The 22,562-nt window shown below is 66.8% G+C and carries 23 protein-coding genes; 16 read left to right on the top strand and 7 right to left on the bottom strand.

The features are described 5' to 3' along the window. Nucleotides 1–14: 14 nt before the first annotated feature. Together gatA and gatC are read right to left on the bottom strand one after the other, a co-directional pair. Complete coding sequence (gene gatA, locus H0I76_RS16530) at nucleotides 15–1,490, bottom strand: Asp-tRNA(Asn)/Glu-tRNA(Gln) amidotransferase subunit GatA (RefSeq protein ID WP_200612343.1); 1,476 nt, start codon at nucleotides 1,488–1,490, stop codon at nucleotides 15–17. Between the two features lie 5 nt (nucleotides 1,491–1,495). Next, entirely contained in the window at nucleotides 1,496–1,783 is a 288-nt protein-coding gene (gatC, locus tag H0I76_RS16525; RefSeq protein WP_200612341.1) for an Asp-tRNA(Asn)/Glu-tRNA(Gln) amidotransferase subunit GatC, read from the bottom strand. A gap of 155 nt (nucleotides 1,784–1,938) precedes the next feature. Between gatC and H0I76_RS16520 the strand changes: the two genes are divergently transcribed. Beyond that, entirely contained in the window at nucleotides 1,939–2,634 is a 696-nt protein-coding gene (locus H0I76_RS16520; protein WP_200612339.1) for a metal-dependent hydrolase, read from the top strand. A gap of 19 nt (nucleotides 2,635–2,653) precedes the next feature. On the opposite strand, the gene hisG is transcribed toward H0I76_RS16520, so the two are convergent. From hisG to H0I76_RS16500, 4 genes are all read right to left on the bottom strand, one after another. Further along, nucleotides 2,654–3,358: an ATP phosphoribosyltransferase gene (gene hisG, locus H0I76_RS16515; protein ID WP_200612337.1), complete on the bottom strand. Its 705-nt coding sequence runs from the start codon at nucleotides 3,356–3,358 to the stop codon at nucleotides 2,654–2,656. Then, nucleotides 3,358–4,503, bottom strand: coding sequence for an ATP phosphoribosyltransferase regulatory subunit (locus tag H0I76_RS19715; protein ID WP_200612335.1), 1,146 nt, complete (start codon nucleotides 4,501–4,503; stop codon nucleotides 3,358–3,360). The genes hisG and H0I76_RS19715 overlap by 1 nt, the downstream gene beginning before the upstream one ends. After that, nucleotides 4,500–6,041: a histidine--tRNA ligase gene (gene hisS / locus H0I76_RS16505; protein ID WP_200612333.1), complete on the bottom strand. Its 1,542-nt coding sequence runs from the start codon at nucleotides 6,039–6,041 to the stop codon at nucleotides 4,500–4,502. The genes H0I76_RS19715 and hisS overlap by 4 nt, the downstream gene beginning before the upstream one ends. Nucleotides 6,042–6,131: 90 nt before the next feature. Continuing rightward, nucleotides 6,132–6,587: a GatB/YqeY domain-containing protein gene (locus tag H0I76_RS16500; protein ID WP_200612331.1), complete on the bottom strand. Its 456-nt coding sequence runs from the start codon at nucleotides 6,585–6,587 to the stop codon at nucleotides 6,132–6,134. Between the two features lie 228 nt (nucleotides 6,588–6,815). Here H0I76_RS16500 and carA point away from each other — a divergent pair, with 228 nt between their 5' ends. From carA to H0I76_RS16445, 11 genes are all read left to right on the top strand, one after another. Then, entirely contained in the window at nucleotides 6,816–7,973 is a 1,158-nt protein-coding gene (carA, locus tag H0I76_RS16495) for a glutamine-hydrolyzing carbamoyl-phosphate synthase small subunit (RefSeq protein WP_200612329.1), read from the top strand. Nucleotides 7,974–8,125: 152 nt separating this feature from the next. Further along, the gene (locus tag H0I76_RS16490; protein WP_200612316.1) at nucleotides 8,126–10,039 is read left to right on the top strand and encodes a glycosyltransferase family 2 protein; all 1,914 of its coding nucleotides are present in this window, start codon (nucleotides 8,126–8,128) and stop codon (nucleotides 10,037–10,039) included. Nucleotides 10,040–10,272: 233 nt separating this feature from the next. After that, complete coding sequence (locus H0I76_RS16485) at nucleotides 10,273–10,692, top strand: TadE/TadG family type IV pilus assembly protein (protein WP_200612308.1); 420 nt, start codon at nucleotides 10,273–10,275, stop codon at nucleotides 10,690–10,692. Then, the gene (locus H0I76_RS16480) at nucleotides 10,689–11,129 is read left to right on the top strand and encodes a TadE/TadG family type IV pilus assembly protein (protein WP_200612305.1); all 441 of its coding nucleotides are present in this window, start codon (nucleotides 10,689–10,691) and stop codon (nucleotides 11,127–11,129) included. Before H0I76_RS16485 ends, H0I76_RS16480 begins: the two co-directional genes overlap by 4 nt. 15 nt (nucleotides 11,130–11,144) lie before the next feature. Beyond that, nucleotides 11,145–12,671, top strand: coding sequence for a TadE/TadG family type IV pilus assembly protein (locus tag H0I76_RS16475; RefSeq protein ID WP_200612302.1), 1,527 nt, complete (start codon nucleotides 11,145–11,147; stop codon nucleotides 12,669–12,671). A 214-nt stretch (nucleotides 12,672–12,885) separates the two neighbouring features. Further along, nucleotides 12,886–13,863 (top strand): MBL fold metallo-hydrolase, encoded by a 978-nt coding sequence (locus H0I76_RS16470; protein WP_200612299.1) that lies wholly within the window; start codon nucleotides 12,886–12,888, stop codon nucleotides 13,861–13,863. A gap of 104 nt (nucleotides 13,864–13,967) precedes the next feature. Next, nucleotides 13,968–14,297 (top strand): DUF6614 family protein, encoded by a 330-nt coding sequence (locus H0I76_RS16465; protein ID WP_200612297.1) that lies wholly within the window; start codon nucleotides 13,968–13,970, stop codon nucleotides 14,295–14,297. Nucleotides 14,298–14,346: 49 nt separating this feature from the next. Continuing rightward, the gene (gene rimO, locus H0I76_RS16460; RefSeq protein WP_200612293.1) at nucleotides 14,347–15,732 is read left to right on the top strand and encodes a 30S ribosomal protein S12 methylthiotransferase RimO; all 1,386 of its coding nucleotides are present in this window, start codon (nucleotides 14,347–14,349) and stop codon (nucleotides 15,730–15,732) included. 118 nt (nucleotides 15,733–15,850) lie between these two features. After that, entirely contained in the window at nucleotides 15,851–16,618 is a 768-nt protein-coding gene (locus H0I76_RS16455) for an alpha/beta fold hydrolase (RefSeq protein ID WP_200612291.1), read from the top strand. A gap of 178 nt (nucleotides 16,619–16,796) precedes the next feature. After that, on the top strand, nucleotides 16,797–17,492 hold the full coding sequence (locus tag H0I76_RS16450; protein ID WP_200612288.1) for a CoA transferase subunit A: 696 nt from the start codon (nucleotides 16,797–16,799) through the stop codon (nucleotides 17,490–17,492). Nucleotides 17,493–17,507: 15 nt separating this feature from the next. Then, the gene (locus tag H0I76_RS16445) at nucleotides 17,508–18,137 is read left to right on the top strand and encodes a CoA transferase subunit B (RefSeq protein WP_200612284.1); all 630 of its coding nucleotides are present in this window, start codon (nucleotides 17,508–17,510) and stop codon (nucleotides 18,135–18,137) included. 55 nt (nucleotides 18,138–18,192) lie between these two features. Here the strand turns inward: H0I76_RS16445 and H0I76_RS16440 are convergent, their stop codons facing one another. Continuing rightward, nucleotides 18,193–18,891 (bottom strand): lytic transglycosylase domain-containing protein, encoded by a 699-nt coding sequence (locus H0I76_RS16440; RefSeq protein WP_200612281.1) that lies wholly within the window; start codon nucleotides 18,889–18,891, stop codon nucleotides 18,193–18,195. A 394-nt stretch (nucleotides 18,892–19,285) separates the two neighbouring features. Between H0I76_RS16440 and H0I76_RS16435 the strand changes: the two genes are divergently transcribed. The 4 genes from H0I76_RS16435 (at nucleotide 19,286) to H0I76_RS16420 (ending at nucleotide 22,561) form a co-directional block, all read left to right on the top strand. Next, nucleotides 19,286–19,486: a Flp family type IVb pilin gene (locus H0I76_RS16435; protein ID WP_200612278.1), complete on the top strand. Its 201-nt coding sequence runs from the start codon at nucleotides 19,286–19,288 to the stop codon at nucleotides 19,484–19,486. Between the two features lie 228 nt (nucleotides 19,487–19,714). Then, nucleotides 19,715–19,921, top strand: coding sequence for a hypothetical protein (locus tag H0I76_RS16430; protein WP_200612275.1), 207 nt, complete (start codon nucleotides 19,715–19,717; stop codon nucleotides 19,919–19,921). 234 nt (nucleotides 19,922–20,155) lie between these two features. Continuing rightward, entirely contained in the window at nucleotides 20,156–20,977 is an 822-nt protein-coding gene (cpaB, locus tag H0I76_RS16425) for a Flp pilus assembly protein CpaB (RefSeq protein ID WP_200612272.1), read from the top strand. Nucleotides 20,978–21,076: 99 nt separating this feature from the next. Then, nucleotides 21,077–22,561, top strand: a complete 1,485-nt coding sequence (locus H0I76_RS16420) for a type II and III secretion system protein family protein (RefSeq protein WP_407704279.1) — start codon at nucleotides 21,077–21,079, stop codon at nucleotides 22,559–22,561. Nucleotide 22,562: the final 1 nt, after the last annotated feature.

The following is a 22,562-nucleotide window of genomic DNA, read 5'->3' as shown; positions in this document are numbered from 1 at the left end:
CCACACCAAGGGCCTCACCACCACCTTTCTGGCTCCGCTGCAAAGCCGGCGCGCTGCTCGAGCGCGTATGCCGCGTTCAAAAGCTCCGCCTCTCCCCACGGTTTGCCGACGATCTGCAGCCCGAGCGGAAGACCGTTCGCCGAGATCCCGGCAGGGACCGCGACGCCCGGCAGACCGGCCAGGTTCAACGTGATCGAGAAGACGTCCTGCAGATACATCTGCACAGGGTCGCCGGTGACCTCGCCGATCCCGAAGGCCGGCCCCGGAGAGACCGGAGTCAGGATCGCGTCGACCGCGCCGAACGCCGTTTCAAAATCGCGCCTGATCAGCGTGCGCACCTTCTGGGCCCGAAGGTAATAGGCGTCGTAGTAGCCGGCCGAGAGGACGTAAGTGCCGACCATCACGCGGCGCCGCACCTCGGGGCCGAAGCCTTCGGCGCGGGTCTTCTCGTACATCTCGGTCACGCCGTCGCCCTGGTCGAGAGGGGCCCGGTGGCCATAGCGAACGCCGTCGTAGCGCGCGAGGTTGGACGACGCCTCGGCAGGCGCGATGATGTAGTAGGCGGGAAGCGCGTATTTCGTGTGCGGCAGCGAAATGTCGACGATCTCGGCGCCCGCGTCGCGCAGCATCTCGGCGCCCTTGCGCCAGAGCGCGGCGGTTTCCTCGCCCAGGCCCTCGGCATACTCGGCGGGAATGCCGATGCGTTTGCCCCTCAGATCGCCCGTTAGCGCGGCCTCGAAGTCGGGCACGTCGATCGCCGCAGAGGTCGAGTCCTTCGGGTCGTGCCCGGCCATGTGGCGCAGCAGGATCGCCACGTCGCGCACGTCGCGCGCGATCGGGCCCGCCTGGTCGAGCGACGAGGCGTAGGCGACGATGCCCCAGCGCGAGCAGCGGCCATAGGTCGGCTTGATGCCGGTCACACCGCAAAAGGCGGCCGGCTGCCGGATCGAGCCGCCGGTGTCGGTCGCCGTGGCCCCGAGGCAGAGCCGAGCGGCCACCGCGGCCGCGGAGCCCCCAGACGAGCCCCCCGGCACGATCGGCGTCTCGTCGCCGGTGCGCCGCCACGGCGAGACGCAGGGGCCGTAGACCGAGCTTTCGGTCGACGAGCCCATTGCGAACTCGTCCATGTTGAGCTTGCCCAGCATCACGGCGCCCGAGGCCCATAGTTTCGCGGTCACCGTGCTCTCGTAGGGCGGCACGAAGCCGTCGAGAATGCGCGACGCCGCCTGGCTGCGGACGCCCTCGGTGCAGAAGAGGTCCTTCACGCCGATCGGAATGCCGAGCAGGTCGCCGCCCTCGCCCGAGGCGCGCGCGCGGTCGGCCGCGTCGGCCATGTCGATCGCGCGCTCGGCCGTCACGGTGGTGAAGGCGTTCAGCGCACTGGCCGCGCCGATCTCGGACAGGCAGGCCTCGGTCAGGTCACGCGCGGTGAAGTCGCCGCGGCGCAGGCCGTCACGCGCCTGGGCGATGGTCGTGGCAGGCAGGGTCATCGGCGTCACTCCACCACCTTGGGAACCGCGAAGAAGCCCTCGCGCGCATCCGGGGCGTTGGCCAGCACCTTGTCCCGGATGCCGCCATCGGTCACCGCGTCCTCGCGCCGGGGCAGGGACATCGGGGTCACCGAGGTCATCGGCTCGACCCCCTCGACATCGACCTGCTGCAGCTGCTCGACCCAGCCGAGAATGCCGTCCAGCTCGCGGGTGAGTTGCTCGAGTTCGTCTTCGGCAACCGAGATGCGGGCAAGATGCGCCACCTTGCGCGCGGTTGCGGCGTCGATGCTCATGAATGCGGCCTCCGGAAATGGGGTCGTGTCGGAGCCGTGGTTTAGCGGGCGCGCCCGGCGGCGGCAAGTGCGGGTCCGATGTGGCCGATGCGCCTTGCGGATCAGGCGAAATGCGCCATCCTTGCCCCGACCCGGATCAGTACGGAGGACATCCGATGAAAGTCACGTGGCTTGGCCATGCCAGCTTCCGCATCGAGACCGGCGGGCAGGTCCTGTTGCTCGACCCCTGGCTGCGCGGCAATCCAGCCTTCGACGAGGCGCGGTTCGACGAGGCGATCACGGGCGCGACGCATATCCTGGTCACGCATGGCCATGGCGACCACTCCTCGAACGCGGCCGAGATCGCGGCGAAGACCGGCGCGCCGATCGTCGGCATCTATGACTGGGTGAGCTGGGTGTCGGCGGCCGAGGGCGTCGAGGGCATCGGCATGAACAAGGGCGGCACGGTCGACCTGGGTGGCGTCAAGGTCACGATGGTGAATGCAGTCCATTCGTCCTCGGTCGCGGGGCCTGACGGCGCGCCGGTCTATGCCGGCGCCGAGTCTGGCTTCATGATCGCGAGCGGGGGCGTGACGCTTTACGTGATGGGCGACACCGACGTGATGGCCGACATGGCGCTGTTCGAGGATCTGCACCATCCGACCCATGCGATCGTGCCGATCGGCGGACACTTCACCATGGACGCGCAGCGCGCAGCCTATGCCTGCAAGAAGTTCTTCGACCTCAAGGGCGTGATCGTGAGCCACTACCGCACCTTCCCGCTTCTGGCGCAGTCAGCCGACGACTTCCGCGCGCTGGTCGCGCCCGTCGCGGTGCACGCTCCGGAGGTGATGGAGAGCGTCAACCTGTGATCCGCAGCCTGCGGCTGCGTCAGCCGAGCGCGAGGCCGAGCTTCGTGCCGAGGCTGTCGCGCGCCCGCACTGCCTCGGCGCCCCAGTCGGCGGCGAGGCTGAGGCACAGGCTGGCTTGGCTCTGCAGGATCATCCCGTCTGACAGGACGCGCAGGTGGTTCGCGGTCAGCGTCTCGCCCGACGAGGTGATGTCGACGATTGCCTCGAAGCTCTGGTTCTTGGGGCCGGCCTCGGTCGCGCCCTGGCTGTCGACGATGCGGTAGTCGGCGACGCCCTTGCGGCGGAAGAAGTCGCGGGTCAGCGCGTGGTACTTGGTGCCGATCCTCAGCGCGGTGCCGTGGCGGGCGCGGAACTGGGCGCAGGCCTCGTCGAGATCGGCCATCGTCTCGACATCGACCCACCAGGCGGGCACCGCGACGACGAGGTCGGCGTGTCCGAAGCCCATCGCGGTGGCGATCTTCACCCGGTGCTCCCATCCCGCGATCTTCTCGCGGATCAGGTCCTCGCCCGTGACGCCGAGATGGATGCGGCCGCGATCGAGCTCGCGCGGGATCTCGCCGGCCGAGAGCATCACGATGTCGAGCCCGTCGATGCCTTCCGCATGGGCGGCGTATTCGCGCCCGGCACCGCTGCGGCGGATGGTGATGCCCCGGGCGCCGAACCACTCGATGGTGGCTTCCATCAGGCGGCCTTTGGAGGGAAGGCCAAGCGTCAGGCTGCCCATCAGCGCCCCCCCCGCATTGCAAGCGCGGCCTCGGGTCGGATCATCGCGCCGATGGCGGGAACGCTGGTGCCTGCGCCGAGGCGCGTCGTCATGCTGTCGTAGCGCCCGCCGCCGGCCAGGGGCAGCGACGGGTCGGGGCCGCTGACCTCGAAGACGAAGCCGTCATAGTACTCGAGGTTGCGGCCAAAATCGGCGTCGAAGGCGAGCTCCGACCCGCTGATCCCGTGCCGGGCCAACGCCTCGAGGCGGCGCTCGAACGCGTCGAGTTCGCGATCGAGGCCGATGCCTGCGTTGGCTGTCAGGCCCCTGAGGCGAGCGAGGGCGCCTTCGGCGGGGCCGTTGACCCCAAGAACCGCCTCGATCAGTTCCGCCTGTTCGGCGGGCATCGGCGGCTCGGCCGCGGCCTCGGCAAGCGCGGCGGCGCGCTCGGCGATGTCCTCTATGTCGCGCAGCCCGAGGATCTCGCCTTCACCGGCCGCGAGGCGCTCGATCTGTGCAAGCGGGTCGGGCGCGCCGACCGCGGCGATGAGCCTCGCGCGGCGCGCGGTCACCTCGGTCGGCCCGGCCACGGCCGCGGCGACGAGCGCGTGGAACCGGGCAGGACGCCAAAGATGCCGGCGAAGCCGTGCCCGGCGACCCACGGGCATGTCGAGAGCGTTGAGCAGTCCGAAGACGATCCCCAGATCGCCCGTGGTCAGGCGCAGCGGCGCGACCCCGAGCAACTCGAGCCCCCGCAGGGTCAGCGTCAGCACCTCGGCCTCAGCCTCGGCGGGATCGGCCGCGCCCAGATACTCGATGCCGGCCTGGAAATACTCGACCGGGCGGCGCGAGCCGCTCGCCTGGCGCCGAAAGACGGGGCCCTGATAGGCGTAGCGCGCCGGCCGGTCCCAGCCGCGCTCGCCATGCGCGAGCACGACGGGCACGGTGAAATCGGGGCGCAGGCAGACCTCGTCGCCGCCGCCGCCGGGAAACAGGAAGGCGCGAGCCCGGATGTCCTCGCCGTAGAGGTCGAGCATGAGGTCGGCAGGGAACAGATGCGGCGGCGAGACGGCTTCGTAACCGGCATCGTCAAAGAGCCGCGCGAGCGCCGCGAGCGCCCGGTCGAGCGCCGCGAGATCGGGACCGAGCCGGGTCGCCGGGGTCACGCCGCGCCGTTTCCGTCGCGTGCGACAGCCGGGCCGCGGGCCTCCGCCCGGGCAAGCATCGCGCGCAGCTGCGGCACGAGGTCGGTACGCGCGACCGTCTGCTGCGCCGGCTGCTCGCGCCATTCCTCGCGCGACGCGATCTCGGAGGACAGGCGCGCGCCGAGGTCGAGGTCCTTGAGCTGGACGACACCTGCCGCCCGCTCGTCGCCGCCTTCGATGATCGCCACCGGCGCGTTGCGCTTGTCGGCATATTTGAGCTGGCGTGCCATGTTGCCGCCGCCGAGGAAGACCTCGGCCCGGATGCCGGCCCGGCGAAGCTCGCCACACATCGTCTGGTAATCGGCCATCCGGTCGCGATCCATCACGAGGATGACGACGGGGCCGGAGGCCTCGGCCCCGCCGGCGCGCCCGATCGCACGCAGCGCCGCCAGCAGTCGATCGACGCCGACCGAGATTCCGGTTGCCGGCACCGCCTGTCCGGTGAAGCGCTTCACGAGATCGTCGTAGCGGCCGCCGCCCGCAACCGATCCGAACTGTCGGCGATGGCCGTCTTCGTCGACGATCTCGAAGGTCAGCTCGGCCTCGAACACGGGGCCGGTGTAATAGCCCAGGCCGCGCACCACCGAGGGGTCGATGATGGCGCGGCTGGCGTAGCCTTGCGCCTCCATCAGCTCGGCGATGGTCTCGAGCTCGACCACGCCCTCGGCGCCCGTCGCCGAGTTGCCGACGAGTTCGCAAAGGCGCGCGCAGGTCGCGGCGCCAGTGTCGCGGCGCGCGGCGACGAACCCCATGACGATCTCGGCCTGGTCGGCGGAGAGGCCCGCGCCCTTGGTGAAGTCGCCCGACTCGTCGAGCCGGCCCTTGCCGAGAAGCGCACGCACCCCGTCCTCGCCCAGCCGGTCGAGCTTGTCGATCGCGCGCATGACAATGCCGCGCTCATGCGCGCGGATGCCGGGGTCCGAGGGGTCGAGGACGCCGATCTCCTCCATCACGCCGTTGAGCACCTTGCGGTTGTTCACCCGGACGATCACGTCGTCGCGGCTGATGCCGATGGCCTCGAAGGCGTCGGCGAGCATCATGCAGATCTCGGCATCCGCAGCGACGGTCTGCGTGCCCACCGTGTCGGCGTCACACTGATAGAACTGGCGGTACCGTCCGGGCCCCGGCTTCTCGTTGCGCCACACCGGCCCGACCGCATAGCGCCGGTAGGGCGTGGGCAGCGACAGGCGATGCTGCGCGAAGACGCGCGCCAGTGGCGCCGTCAGATCGTAGCGCAGCGCGAGCCAGCTCTCGTCATCATCCTGCCAGGCGAAGACGCCCTCGTTCGGCCGGTCGACATCGGGGAGATACTTGCCAAGCGCCTCGACCGTCTCGACGGCCGAGCTTTCGAGCGGGTCGAAACCATAGGCGTGGTAGACATCGCAGATCGCGTCGAGCATCCGCCGGCGTTCGACCACCTCCGCGCCGAAATAGTCGCGAAAGCCGCGCGGGGTCTCGGCCCGCGGTCGGGGCGTCTTCTTCACCTTGTCCTTGGCCATGGGTCGTCCCTCGTCCGCACGCCCGGCACGCGCGCCGAGGTTCCCTAGCGGATCGGAGGGTAAGGGGCAAGCGGGCGGGCCGCCGCGGTGTCAGCCAAGCGCGGCCTTGACCCGGGCATTGGCGTCGCAGAAATCGATCCGGCCGGGATAGCGGCTGCGGAGCACGCCCATCACCTTGCCCATGTCGCGGATCGAGGAGGCCTGCGTCTCGGCGATCGCGCCGCGGATGGCGGCGTCATATTCCTGGCCGGTCAGCGGCCGGGGCATGAACTGGCGGATGATCTTGATCTCGTCCCGCTCGCGCTCGGCCTCTTCCATGCGGCCGGCTTGCTCGTATTCCTCGATGGATTTTTCGCGCTGGGCGATCATCCGGGCGAGCAGCGCGATCGTCTCGGGCTCGTCCAGCCGCTGACCGCCATCGTCGCTGTTCAATGCCTGGTCGCGGTCGCGAATGGCCGCCAGCATGAGGCGCATCGTGCAACATGGCACGTCGTTGCCGGCTTCTTCGGCATCCTTGAGCGCCGATGCAATCTGGTCTCTGATCATCGCTTGCTACCCCGAACGCTCTTCCGTGGCACGCTATTCCAGCGCAAGACACGTGACGTTACACGAGCGTCATATATGCTGCAATGCCGAACAGTCGAGTCTCCTGGGCGTAAATCCGTTATATATCAGTATCTTGTGGGTTCTTGACCAATCGGGCGCGCAGGGCTAGCTTCCAGCCGCTCCGGGTGACGCGACTTCCCGGCGCGACTCGCACCCGAGGAGAACGCCATGATCGCCGACGCCGGAACCTCCACGCCGCCGGGTGCGACCGCCTGCATCGCGCTGGCCGATGGCACGCTGGTGTTCGGCCGAGGATTTGGGGCCGAGGGGGTCGCGGTCGGCGAGCTGTGCTTCAACACGGCAATGACCGGCTATCAGGAGATCATGACGGATCCCTCCTATGCCGGCCAGATCGTCACCTTCACCTTCCCGCATGTCGGCAATGTCGGCACGAACCCCGAGGATGACGAGACCACCGACCCGGTGGCGCGCGGGATGGTCGTGAAGTGGGACGTCACCGATCCGTCGAACTGGCGCGCGGCCGACCATCTCTCGGAATGGCTGGCCCGGCGCGGGCGCGTCGGCGTCTCGGGCGTGGACACGCGTCGGCTCACCCGCCTGATCCGCGACAAGGGCATGCCGCATGTCGCGATCGCGCATGATCCGCAGGGGCGCTTCGATACCGACGCCCTGGTTGCTGCTGCGCGGGCGTTTCCCGGGATCGACGGCACCGATCTCGCCATCGAGGTGACCTGCCCGCAGCCCTATCGCTGGGACGAGGGGCGCTGGGCCTGGGGCGAGGGGCACCAGCGGGTCGAGGGTGCACGCCACAAGGTGGTCGCGGTGGACTACGGCGCCAAGCGCAACATCCTTCGTTGCCTGGCCTCTGCCGGATGCGACGTCATGGTGCTGCCTGCGACGGCGACGGCCGAGTGTGTCCTCGCGCATGACCCCGACGGCGTCTTCCTGTCGAACGGTCCGGGCGACCCGGCTGCGACCGGCACCTATGCGGTCCCGATGATCCAGGGCGTGATCGAGGCCGGGAAGCCGGTCTTCGGCATCTGCCTGGGGCACCAGATGCTGGCGCTGGCCCTGGGCGGGCGCACCATGAAGATGAATCATGGCCATCATGGCGCGAACCATCCGGTGAAGCATCTCGAGACCGGCAAGGTCGAGATCACCTCGATGAACCATGGTTTCGCCGTCGATGCCGCGAGCCTGCCCGCGGGCGTGGTGGAGACCCATGTGTCGCTGTTCGACGGATCGAATTGCGGCATCAGGGTCGAGGGCCGTCCGGTGTTCTCGGTGCAATACCATCCCGAGGCCAGCCCGGGCCCGCAGGACAGCTACTATCTGTTCGAGCGCTTCGTCGCCGCGATGGCCTGAACGCGCGCCCGGCACAGAGCGCTGCGCCGGGTTATGGTTAAACCACTGTTAACCTAAGACTTTGTAAACCTTCCCTCCGGTGGTGTGCTGGAGGGTGTTCAGGTGTCGTGGTGTCGCCGCAATGACCGGACGGGCCCGGACGGGGTCCTGACGTGAACGTCTCGACGCCGGTGACGCCTGGCCGCTTCGCGGGCCACGCCCCGCGCTCGGGTCGCATGATCGGCGAGATCCTGGTGGCGCGCGGTGCGGTGACCGGCGAAGACCTCGCACAGGCGCTCGCTCTCATGCCCCAGCGGGGATGCCGGCTGGGAGAACTCCTGTGCGCGCGCGGCTCGACCGTGCCCCGGGACGTTGCCGCGGCTCTGGGCGAGCAGTGGGGCCTGCCCGTCATCGACCTCGAGGCCGAGCCGCCTGACGCGGATGTCCTTGCGGCATCGCGCGACGCGTCGCGCTGGCTCGACGACCGCCTGCTGCCGTGGCGCATGCGGGGCGGCAGGGTCGTCCACGTCACGGACGACCCGCCGCGTGCGATGGGCCGTCCGGGCATCGCAGCGGGGGATGTCGTCGTAGCGACCCGTGCGCAGTTCGATGCGGCGATCCAGTCCCACGCGGCACCGGTGCTGGCAGCACGGGCGTCGCAACGCACGCCCCCGGGCGAGAGCGTGCGGACACTGGCGCTGCAACGGGCAATCGTGGGGCTCGGCCTGCTTGGTGTGGCGCTGGCCGCGCTCACGGCGGGCAGCGCCCTTGCCGCGGCCGCGGCGGGCGCCCTGCTCGGGATCAACGCGCTCACGACGGGGCTGAGGCTCGCGGCGATGCTCGCCGGAAGGCCGGGCGAGCGGCTCGATCACGCCCCGAATGTCGAGCTGTTCCGATGGCCACGTATCGACGTGCTGGTGCCGCTCTATCGCGAGACGCGCATGGTGCCCGAAATAACGGCCGCGCTCGGCGCCACCGACTATCCGCGAGAATTGCTGGACGTGAAGATCCTGCTGGAGGCTGACGACGACGCGACCCGCCGAGCGGTGGCCGAGGTCTGCCTGCCGGACTGGATCAGCGTGCTGACGGTGCCCGAAGGCGCGCCGAAGACCAAGCCGCGCGCGCTCAACTACGCGCTCGATTTCTGTCACGGTGACATCGTCGGCATCCTGGATGTCGAGGATCGCCCCGACCCGGACCAGTTCCGTCGCGTCGCACGCCACCTTGTCGCCGCGCCCGAACGGGTCGCGTGCGTTCAGTGCCAGCTGTCTTACTACAACGCGGCCGAGAACTGGATCACGCGATGCTTCCAGATCGAATACTCGATCTGGTTCGACGTGCTGATGCGCGGCTTCCAGCAGCTTGGTCTGCCCATCCCCTTGGGCGGCACCTCGGTCTATTTCCGCAGGCAGGCGCTGCTGGAACTGGGCGGCTGGGACGCGCATAATGTCACCGAGGACGCAGACCTCGGCATGCGCCTCGCGCGCCGCGGGATGCGTTGCGAGGTTGTCGACTCCACGACGCGCGAGGAGGCAAACTGCCGCGCACTTCCCTGGGTGCGGCAGCGCTCGCGGTGGCTCAAGGGCTACATGCTGACCTGGCTCTCGCATATGCGCCGGCCCGACCGGCTCTGGCGCGATCTTGGCGCGAAGGGGTTTGTCGGTCTCAACGTGCTGCTGCTCGGCGGTGCGCTCAGCTATCTTGCCATGCCGCTGTTCTGGGCGTCGCTCTGCACCTGGGCCGTGACCGGGCGATCGGTCTGGGGAGAGGTGATCCCGGCGTGGCTGCTCACGCCGCTGGGCTGGGCGCTCGGACTTGGCCAGGCCGTGATGCTGAGCTGCGCCGCCGTCGCGATGCTGCGGCGCGGATCGCCGGCGTTCCTGATGTGGGTGCCGATGCTGCCGGTCTACTGGACTTTGGGCGCGATCGCGGCCTGGAAGGCGGTCGTCGAGCTTTTCATCGCCCCATACTACTGGGACAAGACCAGGCATGGAATCAGCGCATGGCTCAAACGCACCGCGCCGACCGGAGATGACGCGATTGAGTCGCCGAATGAGAATGGGCGGCCAGTCACGAGGATCGGATAGCGGCCCAATCTGAGACGAGTAGGCAAGTTTAGTGGAATGATATGGTGCATCCAAGGGGGCTGCGCCGCAAAATGACTCGCTCAGAGCAGCGGTTTCTGCGATATTATTAATGGAAGGCGTTTGGAGCGGCGCTCATCCGGCGGGGTTGCTGAGCGATCGGACGCTGAATCGTCCGTGTCGCATGTGTGCATTGATCCCCGAGTGTATTCTATGGGTGACGAATGAGGGGTGACTTGAAACGTTTCAACGAGGCATTGCGAGCCCGGGCTTCGCGCTACCTGCGTGACGAGCGGGGAAGCGCGACCATGGAGATCGTGCTCTGGATGCCGTTCTTCCTGTTCCTCGTCTTTCTCACCGTCGATGCATCGCTGCTGTACTGGCGCCACGGCGAGATGTGGAACGTGGCGCGCGACGTCGCGCGCACGATCGCCGCGGGATCGCTCGATGGCAGCAGTTCCTCCGACCTCAGCGCCTTCGCGGCCGAGCGGTTGGGGGTGACCAATGTTACCGTGCTGACCGCGCCGCATCCCGATGGCAAGAGCGTCATCGTGACGGTACGCCGCGACCCGGATTTCTTGACCACCTTCTCGGTGTTCTCGAACCTTCTGGGCGGTGACATCACCGCGACCGTGATCATGAGGATCGATCCATGAGACAGTGGACAGAACCTCGAAAGCTTCTTGCACGTTTCGCAGCTGACGAGCGCGGCACCGCGACGGTTGAGCTGGTCGTCTGGATCCCGTTCTTCCTGCTGATGCTGCTGCTGATCGTCGATGCGTCGGTGTTCTACTGGCGCTACACGGCGATGTGGGACACCACGCGCGACATCGCGCGCCAGATCTCGGTCGGGCGTTACGGCCTGATCGGCACCACGACCGTCGCCGCCGTGAGCACGGCGGTCAATGCCGACGTGCAGGCGCGCCTCGGCAACCAGTTCACTGCGCAGTTGATCGACGGCCCGACCTTCGACCCGGCTCTGCGGGTCACGGCGAATGTCGGGGCGCTGAGCATCTTCGACTTCTACGGTGCCTTCGCGGCATCGAGCCCTACCATCGTCACCCAAGTCCGTCTGCACAAAGAGCCCTTCTAACCTCGGGAGGCCGATATGTTGAGTATCAAGCGTTTTTGCGATGACCGGGACGGAGCCGTCACCATCTGGCTCCTGATGTGGTCGATCATTTTCCTGGGCTTCGCGGGGCTCGCGGTCGACGTGTCGAATGCGTACCGCACGCGCGCCATGCTTCAGGCGACGGCGGACGCCGCTGCTCATGCCGGCGCAATCCGGCTGGTCAACGGCAACGGCACCAAGGCCGAGGTAGAAGCCGAGGCAATCTCCTACGCACAGGAGAACCTGCCTACGGCGTCGAACGGCACGGTCGTGTTGGCCAGCGACGTGACGCTGATCACCTATGTGCCCGACCCCAACAATCCGGGTAAGGGCACACCCTACACCGGCATGGCCGACCCGAATGGCGTACATGTGATCGCGCAGCGAGCCACGGTCGCGGGAGAGACGTCGAAGCTGCCGCTGCCGACCAGCCTGCTGCGGATCGTCGACTTCAACAGCTGGAACATCACGGTCGAGGCGATCGCCGCGGCGGGTGGTGGCTTCTGCACCGGCAAGGCCAACTGGATGCTGGCCCAGAACGACGTGCAGTTCACCTCGGGCAACGGCTTCGGCGGCGACCTTTGCGTCTATGGCAAGAACGGCATCGAAGGCAACATGAACAACGCCTCGGCCGACGGCGTGGTCTTTGGCTGGGGTGACGCGTCGAAGGACTCGGCCGTTTATGGCTGGGACGTCCAGGAATGCGACGGGTGCGAGCAACGCGCGGCGATGGAAATCCCCGAGACGGAGAAGAGCGCGCTTGAGGCAATCGCGGTCACGGCGGTCGGCATCGTGCGCGAGCGCTTGTACCCGCCATCCGGGGGCGGACCGTCGGTTTTCCCGCTGCACAAGATCAAGAACGGCGGCAACCCAAGCGCCGAGACGCTGATGGGTCAGGCCTATGCCAGCGGGTCCAGGAACTTCCATATCACCTGCAACACCTCGAACGTCTCGGTCGACCTCGGCCAGATGGTCGCCGAGGCAAACAACCACTCGCTGGCGACGGGCGGCACCGGCATCACCTCCCTCTCAGGGGTCACGATCTATACTGGGCCGTCCGGCTCGGGAGCGCCTGGGGTCGAGGGCGATCCTTGTGAACTGGTAGGGTCGAACATCAATTTCGGTCCGACCATCATTGCCTCGGCCAATACCAAGGGCGGCAGCATCGTCGATCCGGGCAACTCGGCCTCGGCCTCCACCGACAACGTGTCGGTGAAGCTGAACGGCCAGCCCGTGGCCGGTGGCAACTGCGTATCAGAGGTCACGACGTGGGATGACGGTCTCAACATTTTCTCGCTGGGCGGCGTCAACTTCACCGCGCAGGGCGATTTCAACACGCTCAGGATCTATGCCCAGAAGAACGTGAACTTCACGGCGGGTCCCAGCACGACCGGCGGTCTCGACATTCGCACGGCGGAAGCGATCAGCTTTACGGCCGGCGCCACGTTCGATCCCGACTGCGCTCCGGCGGATGGTACGATCGACTTCCCGTGGGATATCAAGCGGGTGCGGCTGGTCTGGTGACGCCGCTCCGAGAGGTCTGAGACCAGCGCCGCGCGGGGAAGCTCGCGCGGCGCTTTTCATTTCGCGCTGGCGTGGTTTGCGACATCCTGCTCAAATTTTGCTGAGCAGGGCTTTCCTTTGCGCAGCTTCGCGTCAACTCTCGTCACGCCTGTACCGCTGATCTTGGCATGCAACATGCGCTCTCGACCCACAGAGGTCGCGGAAAGGAGGAGGGATGACCAACCAGCCTGTCTTCGATCGTCGCGCCCTGATGCTGGGCGCCGCCGGGCTTGGCCTTGCAGCCGCGCTGCCAGCGGGCGCCGCGCGCGCGGCAATCCCGATGCAGGGCTTGCATCGGCCGGGCGTCTATCGGTTCATGGTGGGAACTTTCGAGGTAACCGCCATCCATGACGGCGCAATCCAGCTCGACGGGCCACATCCGATCTTCGGCCAGAACGTCGAGGCCTCGGACGTCGCCGAGCTGGCGGCAGCGAATTTCCTCCCCTCGGACCGGATGGAGATCGGCTTCACCGTCACCCTGGTCAACACGGGCGAGAAGCTGATCCTGATGGACGCGGGCAACGGCGCCGGGCGCCGCCCCAATGCCGGCCGGCTGCTGGCGGTTCTGGGCGAGCTCGGGGTCGCGCCCGAGGCGGTCGACATCGTCGCGCTCACGCATTTCCACCCCGACCACATCGGCGGGCTCATGGAGGACGGCAAGCCCGCTTTCCCAAACGCCACCTATGTGATCGGTCAGGTCGAGTACGATTTCTGGACCGACCCGGCGCATCTCGAGAACGAGCAGATGAAGGGTCGGGTCGAGCTGATCCAGAGCAACGTCGTGCCCCTGGCCGAGAAGGCCACCTTCATCAAGGGTGGCGACGCCGTCGTCTCGGGGATCGAGGCGGTCGAAAGCTTCGGCCATACGCCCGGCCATCTGTGCTACCACCTCGAGAGCGACGGCAAGCGTCTGCTGGTCACCGGGGACGTGGCGAACCACTACGTGATGTCGCTGCAGCGCCCCGACTGGCATGTCCGCTTCGACATGGACAAGGAGATGGCCGTCGCCGCGCGCAAGCAGGTCTTCGGCATGGTCGCCGCCGACAAGATCCCCTTCATCGGGTATCACATGCCGGCGCCGTCGGTCGGTTACGTCGAGCCGATGGGCGACGGGTTCCGCTACGTCGCCGCGGGCTATCAGCTGAACCTCTGAGCGCGTGAGCGGGCCGCCCCGGTGCAATCGGGGCGGCCGGTTGGCTGGGTGTCGGGTTCGTGATTAACTGAAGCGCGGGGAGCCGGGGGCCGACGGAGGCGCGAATGTTCCAGATGCTCACCTGCTTCAATCTCAAGCGCGGTGTGGGGCTGGAGGAGTTCGGCGCCGCGCTCGAGTCCTTTATCTCGCATCTCCGGGAAACCGGGCTTGCCCTCGGGGGCAGCGGGGTGAAGCGGCGCTGCGTCGAGACCCATCTCGACACCGACCGCGAGCGCGGCCACGAGTTCTTCTTCGTCATGGATTTCCGCGACAAGGCGCAGTCGGACGCCGCGTTCGACTACCTCAAAGCGCGGACGCCCGAGGGGTTCCGGCGCCATCGCGCGGTATTCTCTCGGGTCCGCGACCAGGTTTTCATCTGCTGGCAGGACGCCTGAGAGCTGCATGGGGCTTGGAGCGCGCCGCGCGCTGCGCTAGAGAGCGCGCATGACGCAAAACCCGCCCGACCTTCGCCCCGATCTCGCGCCGCGCGCCCGCATCGGCGCGGCCGATGCGCGCCCTGGTCAGCCCCGGATCGGGATGGTCAGCCTTGGCTGCCCCAAGGCGCTGGTGGACAGCGAGCGGATCCTGACCCGCCTGAGGGCCGAGGGCTATGCGATCTCGCCCGACTATTCCGGGGCGGACGCGGTGATCGTGAACACCTGCGGCTTCCTCGACAGCGCGAAGGCCGAGAGCCTCGAGGCGATCGGCGAGGCGCTGGCCGAGAACGGCCGCGTCATCGTCACCGGCTGCCTTGGCGCCGAGGAAGACTACATCCGCGGCGCCCACCCGTCGGTCCTGGCGGTAACCGGGCCCCATCAGTACGAACAGGTGCTCGACGCGGTCCACGATGCCGTCCCGCCGTCGCCCGACCCATACGTCGACCTGATCCCCGCGCAGGGGGTTCGCCTGACGCCCAGGCACTACGCCTATCTGAAGATCTCGGAAGGCTGCAATCACGCCTGCCGCTTCTGCATCATTCCCAGCATGCGCGGAAAGCTGGCCTCGCGGCCCGCGTCGGCGGTGCTGCGAGAGGCCGAGCGGCTGGTTGATGCGGGCGTGCGCGAGATCCTGGTGATCAGCCAGGACACCTCGGCCTATGGCGTCGACCTGCGCCATGCCGCGAGCCCGTGGCGCGGGGCCGAGTGGCGCGCGCATCTGACCGACCTGGCCCGCGGGCTGGGGAGCCTCGGCGCCTGGGTGCGGTTGCACTACATCTACCCCTACCCGCATGTCGACGACGTGATCCCGCTGATGGCCGAGGGGCTGATCACGCCGTATCTCGACATCCCGTTCCAGCATGCGGCCCCTTCGGTCCTGAGGGCGATGCGCCGCCCGGCAAACGAGGCGAAGGTTCTCGAGCGGATCGCGCGGTGGCGCGGGATCTGTCCCGACATCACCCTGCGCTCGACCTTCATCGTGGGCTTCCCCGGCGAGACCGAGGACGACTTCCGCCACCTGCTCGATTGGATGGAGGAAGCGCGGCTCGACCGCGTGGGCTGCTTCAAATACGAGAATGTCGCGGGCGCCACGGCCAATGACCTGCCTGATCATCTGCCCGAAGAGGTCAAGGAAGAGCGCTGGCACCGCTTCATGGAGGTCGCGCGGCGCATCTCGGCCGATCGCCTTGCGGCCAAGGTAGGCCGCCGCATGCCCGTGATCGTCGACGAGGTCGACGAGGAGGGCGCAACCTGCCGCACGCAGGCCGACGCGCCTGAAATCGACGGCAATCTGTTCATTGACGAAGGCTTCGACGGGCTCGCGCCCGGCGATATCGTCGAGGTCGAGGTCGAGGAGGCCGACGACTACGACCTCTGGGGGCGCAGGGTTTGAGCAGGCGCGATCGCCCGTCTCGCACGATCGCCGCCCTGGCCCGAGCGATGGCATCGCGATCCCCTCGAGACAGCGTCCCTTGGGAACCGATGCGCGGATGCGCAGGGGACCTCCCGCGATGACCGGCAACGGTGGCGATCCGGCGATTTCACAAAACGGTGCGGGCGGGCTTCCAATCGTCTGGATCCCCGGCCATCTCTGCGGGCCATGGCTCTATGCGCCGCAGCTTGCGGCATTCGCGGCCGGTCATCCGACGGTGATCGCCGACACGCTGCGGGATGACGATCTCGGCGCCATGGCCGAGCGGCTTCTCGCGACCGCCCCGCCGCGCTTCGTCGTCGCCGGTTTGTCGATGGGGGGCATGGTCGCGATGGAGGTGATGGCGCGCGCGCCCGAGCGGGTGGCCGGCGCAGTTCTGATGGACACCGACCCGACCGCGGCCCGCCCGAAGGAGTGTGCGTGGCGCTCGGATCTGCTGGCCGAGGCCCGGCGAACCGGGACGCAGGCCTATGTCGATCGGTTCGTCCCGAAGTTCTTTGTCCATGACAGCGAGATCGCGGCGCAGCTTGGCCCGATGGTGCGCGCCATGGCGCTCGAGACCCCGGCCGATGTCATGCACGCGCAGGCGCTCGCGCTCGACACACGCAGGGAGATGCTGGGCCCGATCGAGGGGTTTGCGGCACCCGTCGAGGTGATCGTGGGCGAGGCGGACCGCATCTGTCCACCAAGGCTCCATCCGCCCATCGTCGAGGCCTGTCGCGATGCCGCTCTGACCGTCCTGCCCGGCGTCGGACATATTGCGACGCTGGAGGCCGCGGAGGCCGTGAACGGGCGGATCGCGGCACTTCTTGCGAGGGTATCGCAGAGCGACGCTTCGGCCCGCTAGGCCTGGCAGACCCCGGACGCCGCGCGACGCAGATTCCCGCGGCAGCCCCGGGTTTCAGACACGGGTCGCAATCAGGCATGATCCCGCTTGCTGGCCGACACGCGACTTTCTATGGTGCGCCGCGGCAAGATCCTGGGGGCGCGGCCGGTCCCGCGCGGAAGATCGGGAGGAAATCCGGATGAAGAAGGTTTACGGGAGCGCGAAGGAGGCCCTGGATGGCCTGCTGCGCGACGGGATGCTGATCGCGGCTGGAGGCTTCGGCCTGTGCGGCATCCCCGAGAACCTGATCGCGGCAATCAAGGACTCGGGCGTCAAGAACCTCACCATCGCCTCGAACAATGCGGGCGTCGATGATTTCGGCCTCGGGCTGCTGCTGCAGGGCAAGCAGGTATCGAAGATGATCAGCTCCTATGTGGGCGAGAACGATCTCTTCATGCAGCAGTATCTCTCCGGCGAGCTCGAGATCGAGTTCAACCCGCAGGGCACGCTGGCCGAGCGGATGCGCGCCGGTGGCGCGGGAATTCCCGGCTTCTACACCAAGACCGGCGTCGGCACGGCCGTCGCCGAGGGCAAGGAGCACAAGGAGTTCGACGGCGAGACCTACATCCTCGAGCGCGGCATCGTCGCCGACCTGTCGATCGTGAAGGCATGGAAGGCGGATGACACCGGCAACCTGGTGTTCCGCAAGACGGCGCGCAACTTCAACCCGCCGGCCGCGACATGCGGGCGCGTCTGCGTCGCCGAGGTCGAGGAGATCGTGCCGCGCGGCAGCCTCGACCCCGACAACATCCACCTGCCCGGCATCTACGTGCACCGCCTGATCCAGGGCAATTTCGAGAAGCGTATCGAGCAGCGCACCACGCGCGCGGCCTGAGGGGAGGATTCTGAGATGGCATGGGACCGCAACCAGATGGCCGCGCGGGCCGCGCGTGAGCTTGAGGACGGGATGTACGTGAACCTCGGCATCGGTATCCCGACGCTGGTGGCCAACTACATCCCCGATGGTGTTGACGTCACGCTGCAATCGGAGAACGGGATGCTTGGCATCGGACCGTTCCCGACCGAGAACGAGGTCGATCCCGACCTGATCAACGCCGGCAAGCAGACGGTGACCGAGCTGGCGCGCACCGCGTATTTCTCGTCTTCGGACAGCTTCGGAATGATCCGGGGCGGCAAGATCGCGATGGCGATCCTCGGCGCCATGGAAGTGTCCGAGAAGGGCGATCTCGCGAACTGGATGATCCCCAAAAAGCTCGTGAAGGGCATGGGCGGCGCGATGGACCTCGTGGCCGGGGTCAAGCGCGTCATCGTGGTGATGGATCACGCGAACAAGAAGGGCGAGTCGAAGCTGCTCAAGGAATGCACGCTGCCGCTCACCGGCAAGGGTGTCGTGGATCGCATCATTACCAATCTTGGCGTGTTCGATGTCGTCGAGGGCGGTTTGAAGGTCGTGGAACTCGCCGACGGTGTGACGATGGACGAGGTCGAGAAGCTGACCGAGGCGCGCCTCGTCAAGTGACATCCATTATCGTGCAGGTTGAAGCGGGCGCCCATCGGGCGCCCGTTGTCGTTCTCTACCGGCTCGCCTGCACGAAGGCGCAGGGCTCGCGCGGTCCCGCAGGGGCGAGCGCGCACATGCCCTCTGCCGCGACAAGGGCGTCGATCACCTTGACCACGTAATCGCGCGTCTCGCGGTACGGGGGAACCCCGCCGTGCTTCTCGACGGCGCCCTCGCCGGCATTGTAGCCGGCCAGCGCCAGCAGGACGTCGTCGCCGAACCGGTCGAGCAGCCAGCGCAGATATGCAGCGCCGCCACCGATGTTCTGCGCCGGGTCGAAGCTGTTCGAGACGCCGAAGCGCCGGGCGGTGGCTGGTATCAGCTGCATGAGGCCTTGCGCCCCCTTGTGGCTGACCGCCTTTTCACGGCCGGCAGACTCGACCGCGATCACCGCCGCGATGAGCGCGCTCGAGATGCCGTTGCGCTCGGCTGCTCCCGAGATGATGTTTCCGTGACTGGCGATGACCTCGCGCATCAGGCGCGCCGAGACGAAGCCCCCGCCTTGGCCACGCCGCTCGCGCAGGCTGGAAAGCGCCGCGTCCCAGCGCGCAGGCGTCGACGCACTGGCATCGGGGCTGTGACGCGACCAGAACCAGTCGAGCTCGGATGGTCCGGGGCGACGCGCGACGCTAGCGGGCTTGTCCCTCGATTTCGCGGTGGGAGGGTGCAGGACGATCCGCTTTTCTCCGGGCTTGGGGAGCCCGATGATCGTCATCTTGGAGCGGTCACCGACGCGGACGCTGTTCGGAAGTGTTCCTGCGGTCGCGATTCCAGGCGGGACGATTCCCACTCCGGACGATTCGCAGACCAGTGAAAGAATCACGATCCAAATGGCTTTGCCACATTTCCGCCTCAATTGACGCTCTCCGTCGATGAATTGTGGCGACGCTGCCTTTATTTGAGCCTGTTGTAATCAAGATAGGAGATTGGCCTGTCATATTCAAAGACATTCTTTAAAAGTTCTTTGAGACTCGGATGGCGTGGTGGTATTCGTATTCGAGAGGGCGCTGCCGGTGGGGTGATGGTGTAAGTATCGCGAGGGCGTCCCGGGTTGGTGGGTATGAAGAATCGGCGCCTGCCAGTCGGCTTGTAAACCGTAGGAGACAGAAATGACGAAGTTCGTGAAATTCCTGAAAGACGAAGACGGCGCGATCACCATTGAGTGGGTGGCGCTTGCCGCCGGTGTCGTGCTGCTTGCCCTTGGTGTGATCGCGGTTCTCGACCCGGCGCTCGAGAGCGTTGCGTCGAACATTGCCGATACGATCGGTGACGTGACGTCGACGACCCTCGTCGGTGCGACGACCGGCTGATCAGCCTTCGGGCGCCTGAGAACTGCTGCCTCTCCGGATGCGTTTGGGGAGGCAGCCCAGACGAGTAAAGGTGTGCCGACGCTACCGGCAAGTTGACCTTTCCAAATCTGCAGCTTGCGCGATCGGAGCCGGATAGATGCAGGGCTGCCTGTAAGTGGATTTCGTCTTTCCGTGGTGAGCCTGGCCGATCTTTTCGAGGCCCACTGTGTCGACGAAGGAGTAAAGAGTATGCAGCATCTTTTGGCCTTCCTGAACGAGGAACACGGCGCAATCACCATCGAATGGGTGGCACTTGCCGCGGGTGTTGTGCTGCTTGCCCTTGGTGTGATCGGTGTGCTCGTCGATCCGATCACTGGCGTCGCCGTTGGGATCAAGAGCGGCCTGGGCGTAGTGGTAAGCGATACACTCGCCGGTGCGACGCTGACTTCTGGTTGAGCTCTCCTGTTCGGCCAGCGCGCGTCGATGGAGCTGACCTCCAAGCCCGGGCTTGAGCCGGCCGAGTCAAGAGTAGCGCTGATGCGCCCGCGCAACACTTGGGGGCGACTCCGCATCGCGGTATCGATTTGACTGATATGGCTTGCCCAGCCTCATGGGGCGGGTGCACGCTCAAAGAACATTCTGATATAACGCCTCCCTCAGGGTGGATGGCGAGCGGAGTGGCCGAAACAGATGCGCCTGATTGGTATTCTCGTTCTTATCCTTGGTGTCGCTCTCGCGGGCGGTGCGCTCTACTATTCAAAGCAGTATTTCGCCGCCTTCGAAGCGCGCAATCAGGGTCCTCAGGGACCCGCGATGGCCAAGGTCGTCGTCGCCAAGATCCCTCTTTCCTACGGACAGGAGCTCGAGCCGAGCGCGTTGAACGTCATCGATTGGCCGAAGGCATCGGTCCCCGCGGGAACTTTCGATGCGGTCGAGGCACTGGTCGATTCTTCCGGTCAGCAGAAGCGTTTCGTGCTGCGGGCGATGGAGCCGGGCGAGCCGATCCTCCAAGCCAAGATTACGGGGTTTGGCCAGGAAGCCGGAATGGCGATGCGGCTGGCCGATGGCAAGCGCGCCTACTCTCTCCCCATCGATGCCGTATCCGGTGTGGCCGGTTTCCTGGCGCCTGGTGATCGTGTCGATATCATTCTTACGGAGAGCCGCGGAGAGCAGCTGGCCTCGCGTGTAATTCTCCAGGACATCCTTGTCATTGCGGTCGACCAGAGCCAGACGAAGGACCGGGCTTCGCCCCGGGTTGGCCGCACCGCGACGGTCGAGGTCGACTCGCGCCAGGCGCAGATACTCGCCTTGGCGCAACAGGTCGGGCGTCTGTCGCTCACCCTTCGAGGGCTCAATGAGTCCGAGACCGCGGGTACTGGCGAGGGGGATGCCAGCAAGCCTGTCAGTCTCGACGATCTGATCGGCCGGGCGGAAAAGCCCAAGGTCGTTGATACCGGTACCGACATCCGGGTCCGCAAGGGGACCGCGGTCGAGACGACGCGTATCGAGTGATTTGCGGCACTTCTGCCACGACTTTTGGGCCGAACTGTAGCTTCGCGACATAAACTGTTGAAGAAGCCACCATCCGAGTGTTTAACTTGCGAGCATGAGATGGTGTCACAGCGCACGTTGGGGGCGATGAACGCTATGTGGGGTCGACTTAACACTTTTCTTCTAGCGGGTTTGACCGCCTGCATCTGTGTCTTTGCAATCGGGTGGCCTGGTGCCGCATCCGCCGAGGGGCCTTCGGTCCTGCGGATCGCGCGAGGGCTCGCGTCCGACAACGTTTCGGTTCTGGTCAACCGGGCCGTGGTTGTCGAGACGTCGCAGCCTTTCGTCGAGGTGTCGGTTGCTCAGCCCGAAGTCGCGGACGTCTCTCCGCTCTCGGATCGGGCGATCTACGTGCTGGGCCGCGCGCGCGGCGTCACCACGCTTACCCTCCTGGGCGAGAACGGCGCACTGATCGCGAACGTGACGGTCAGCGTGATGCCCGATCTCGCGGAGCTGAAGGAGCGCCTTCGCGCTGTGATGCCGCGCGAGCCGATCGAAGTGCGGTCGGCGGCGAGCGGCATCGTGCTGTCGGGCATCGTCTCCGGCAAAGCGAAGCTCGACAAGGCCATGAGCCTTGCGCGCGCCTACACCGGCGCCGAGGTCACGAACATGATGTCGGTCGGCGGAACGCAGCAGGTGTCGCTGAAGGTCCGCATCGCCGAGATGAGTCGTGCTGCCTCGAAGGAGCTGGGCATTAATGTCGGCGCGCGGGGTTCGACCGGTCGAACCGGTGCGATCGTCAACCCGAACACCGCTGCGACCGTGTCTCCGCAGGAGGGGCTGGGCACGGGTTTTGTTGGCCCGGCGGGGCTCGCAGCGGCCGGCTTCGGCACTTTCGGTGCAATCTTCGCGATTGCCGACAGTTTCCTGCTCGACATCACGATCACCGCGCTTGAGGACAAAGGCTTTGCCCGCCTTTTGGCGGAGCCCAACCTCGTCGCGCTCTCCGGCGCCCAGGCGAGTTTCCTTGCCGGCGGCGAGGTCGCGATCCCGGTCATCGACGACGACGGACAGTCGAATGTCGAGTTCAAGCCGATCGGCGTCGGACTCAACTTCATTCCGACTGTTCTCGACGATGACCTGATCAATATCTCGGTCTCGGCCGAAGTGTCGAACATTGACCCGAACAACAGCACGTTCGTTGGCACGGTTGGCGGTCAGCCGGTCACGGTGCCGTCGTTCGTCATCCGCAGGGCGACCACGATGGTCGAGCTCCGTGACGGTCAGAGCTTCGCGATCGCCGGCCTGTTCCAGGACGACTTCGCGGATGCCGTCAACCAGATCCCCTGGTTGGGCGACGTGCCGGTGCTGGGCACGCTGTTCCGTTCGACGGAATTCCAGCGGAACGAGACCGAACTCGTGATCATCGTCACCGCGAACCTGGTGGTGCCGGTTGACAGCATCGAGCAGCTGCAGATGCCGGGTGACCGGGTCGCGCTGCCGAACGAGTTCGACCTGTTCATCATGGGACAGCCGTCGAACGAGTTCGCGGGTGGGGCCGCATCTCAGGGCCTCGACGGTGCATTCGGCTACGTGGTGGAGTGAG

It is taken from the genome of Thermohalobaculum xanthum, from assembly GCF_016623495.1.
Classification (GTDB): Bacteria; Pseudomonadota; Alphaproteobacteria; order Rhodobacterales; family Rhodobacteraceae; genus Thermohalobaculum; species Thermohalobaculum xanthum.
Note: the sequence above shows the minus strand (reverse complement) of the source record. Positions and strands in the feature narration are given on the sequence as shown.

What these genes read in the sequence shown, in the direction of transcription:
- H0I76_RS16520 (WP_200612339.1), top strand. Translation starts at nt 1,939, where the DNA reads ATGAAAGTCACGTGGCTTGGCCATGCCAGCTTCCGCATCGAGACCGGC.
- H0I76_RS16435 (WP_200612278.1), top strand. Translation starts at nt 19,286, where the DNA reads ATGACGAAGTTCGTGAAATTCCTGAAAGACGAAGACGGCGCGATCACC.
- hisG (WP_200612337.1), bottom strand. Translation starts at nt 3,358, where the DNA reads ATGGGCAGCCTGACGCTTGGCCTTCCCTCCAAAGGCCGCCTGATGGAA.
- hisS (WP_200612333.1), bottom strand. Translation starts at nt 6,041, where the DNA reads ATGGCCAAGGACAAGGTGAAGAAGACGCCCCGACCGCGGGCCGAGACC.
- H0I76_RS16430 (WP_200612275.1), top strand. Translation starts at nt 19,715, where the DNA reads ATGCAGCATCTTTTGGCCTTCCTGAACGAGGAACACGGCGCAATCACC.
- H0I76_RS16480 (WP_200612305.1), top strand. Translation starts at nt 10,689, where the DNA reads ATGAGACAGTGGACAGAACCTCGAAAGCTTCTTGCACGTTTCGCAGCT.
- H0I76_RS16445 (WP_200612284.1), top strand. Translation starts at nt 17,508, where the DNA reads ATGGCATGGGACCGCAACCAGATGGCCGCGCGGGCCGCGCGTGAGCTT.
- rimO (WP_200612293.1), top strand. Translation starts at nt 14,347, where the DNA reads ATGACGCAAAACCCGCCCGACCTTCGCCCCGATCTCGCGCCGCGCGCC.
- carA (WP_200612329.1), top strand. Translation starts at nt 6,816, where the DNA reads ATGATCGCCGACGCCGGAACCTCCACGCCGCCGGGTGCGACCGCCTGC.
- H0I76_RS16420 (WP_407704279.1), top strand. Translation starts at nt 21,077, where the DNA reads ATGGTGTCACAGCGCACGTTGGGGGCGATGAACGCTATGTGGGGTCGA.
- cpaB (WP_200612272.1), top strand. Translation starts at nt 20,156, where the DNA reads ATGCGCCTGATTGGTATTCTCGTTCTTATCCTTGGTGTCGCTCTCGCG.
- H0I76_RS16500 (WP_200612331.1), bottom strand. Translation starts at nt 6,587, where the DNA reads ATGATCAGAGACCAGATTGCATCGGCGCTCAAGGATGCCGAAGAAGCC.
- gatA (WP_200612343.1), bottom strand. Translation starts at nt 1,490, where the DNA reads ATGACCCTGCCTGCCACGACCATCGCCCAGGCGCGTGACGGCCTGCGC.
- H0I76_RS16450 (WP_200612288.1), top strand. Translation starts at nt 16,797, where the DNA reads ATGAAGAAGGTTTACGGGAGCGCGAAGGAGGCCCTGGATGGCCTGCTG.
- gatC (WP_200612341.1), bottom strand. Translation starts at nt 1,783, where the DNA reads ATGAGCATCGACGCCGCAACCGCGCGCAAGGTGGCGCATCTTGCCCGC.
- H0I76_RS16465 (WP_200612297.1), top strand. Translation starts at nt 13,968, where the DNA reads ATGTTCCAGATGCTCACCTGCTTCAATCTCAAGCGCGGTGTGGGGCTG.
- H0I76_RS16440 (WP_200612281.1), bottom strand. Translation starts at nt 18,891, where the DNA reads ATGACGATCATCGGGCTCCCCAAGCCCGGAGAAAAGCGGATCGTCCTG.
- H0I76_RS16470 (WP_200612299.1), top strand. Translation starts at nt 12,886, where the DNA reads ATGACCAACCAGCCTGTCTTCGATCGTCGCGCCCTGATGCTGGGCGCC.
- H0I76_RS16475 (WP_200612302.1), top strand. Translation starts at nt 11,145, where the DNA reads ATGTTGAGTATCAAGCGTTTTTGCGATGACCGGGACGGAGCCGTCACC.
- H0I76_RS16455 (WP_200612291.1), top strand. Translation starts at nt 15,851, where the DNA reads ATGACCGGCAACGGTGGCGATCCGGCGATTTCACAAAACGGTGCGGGC.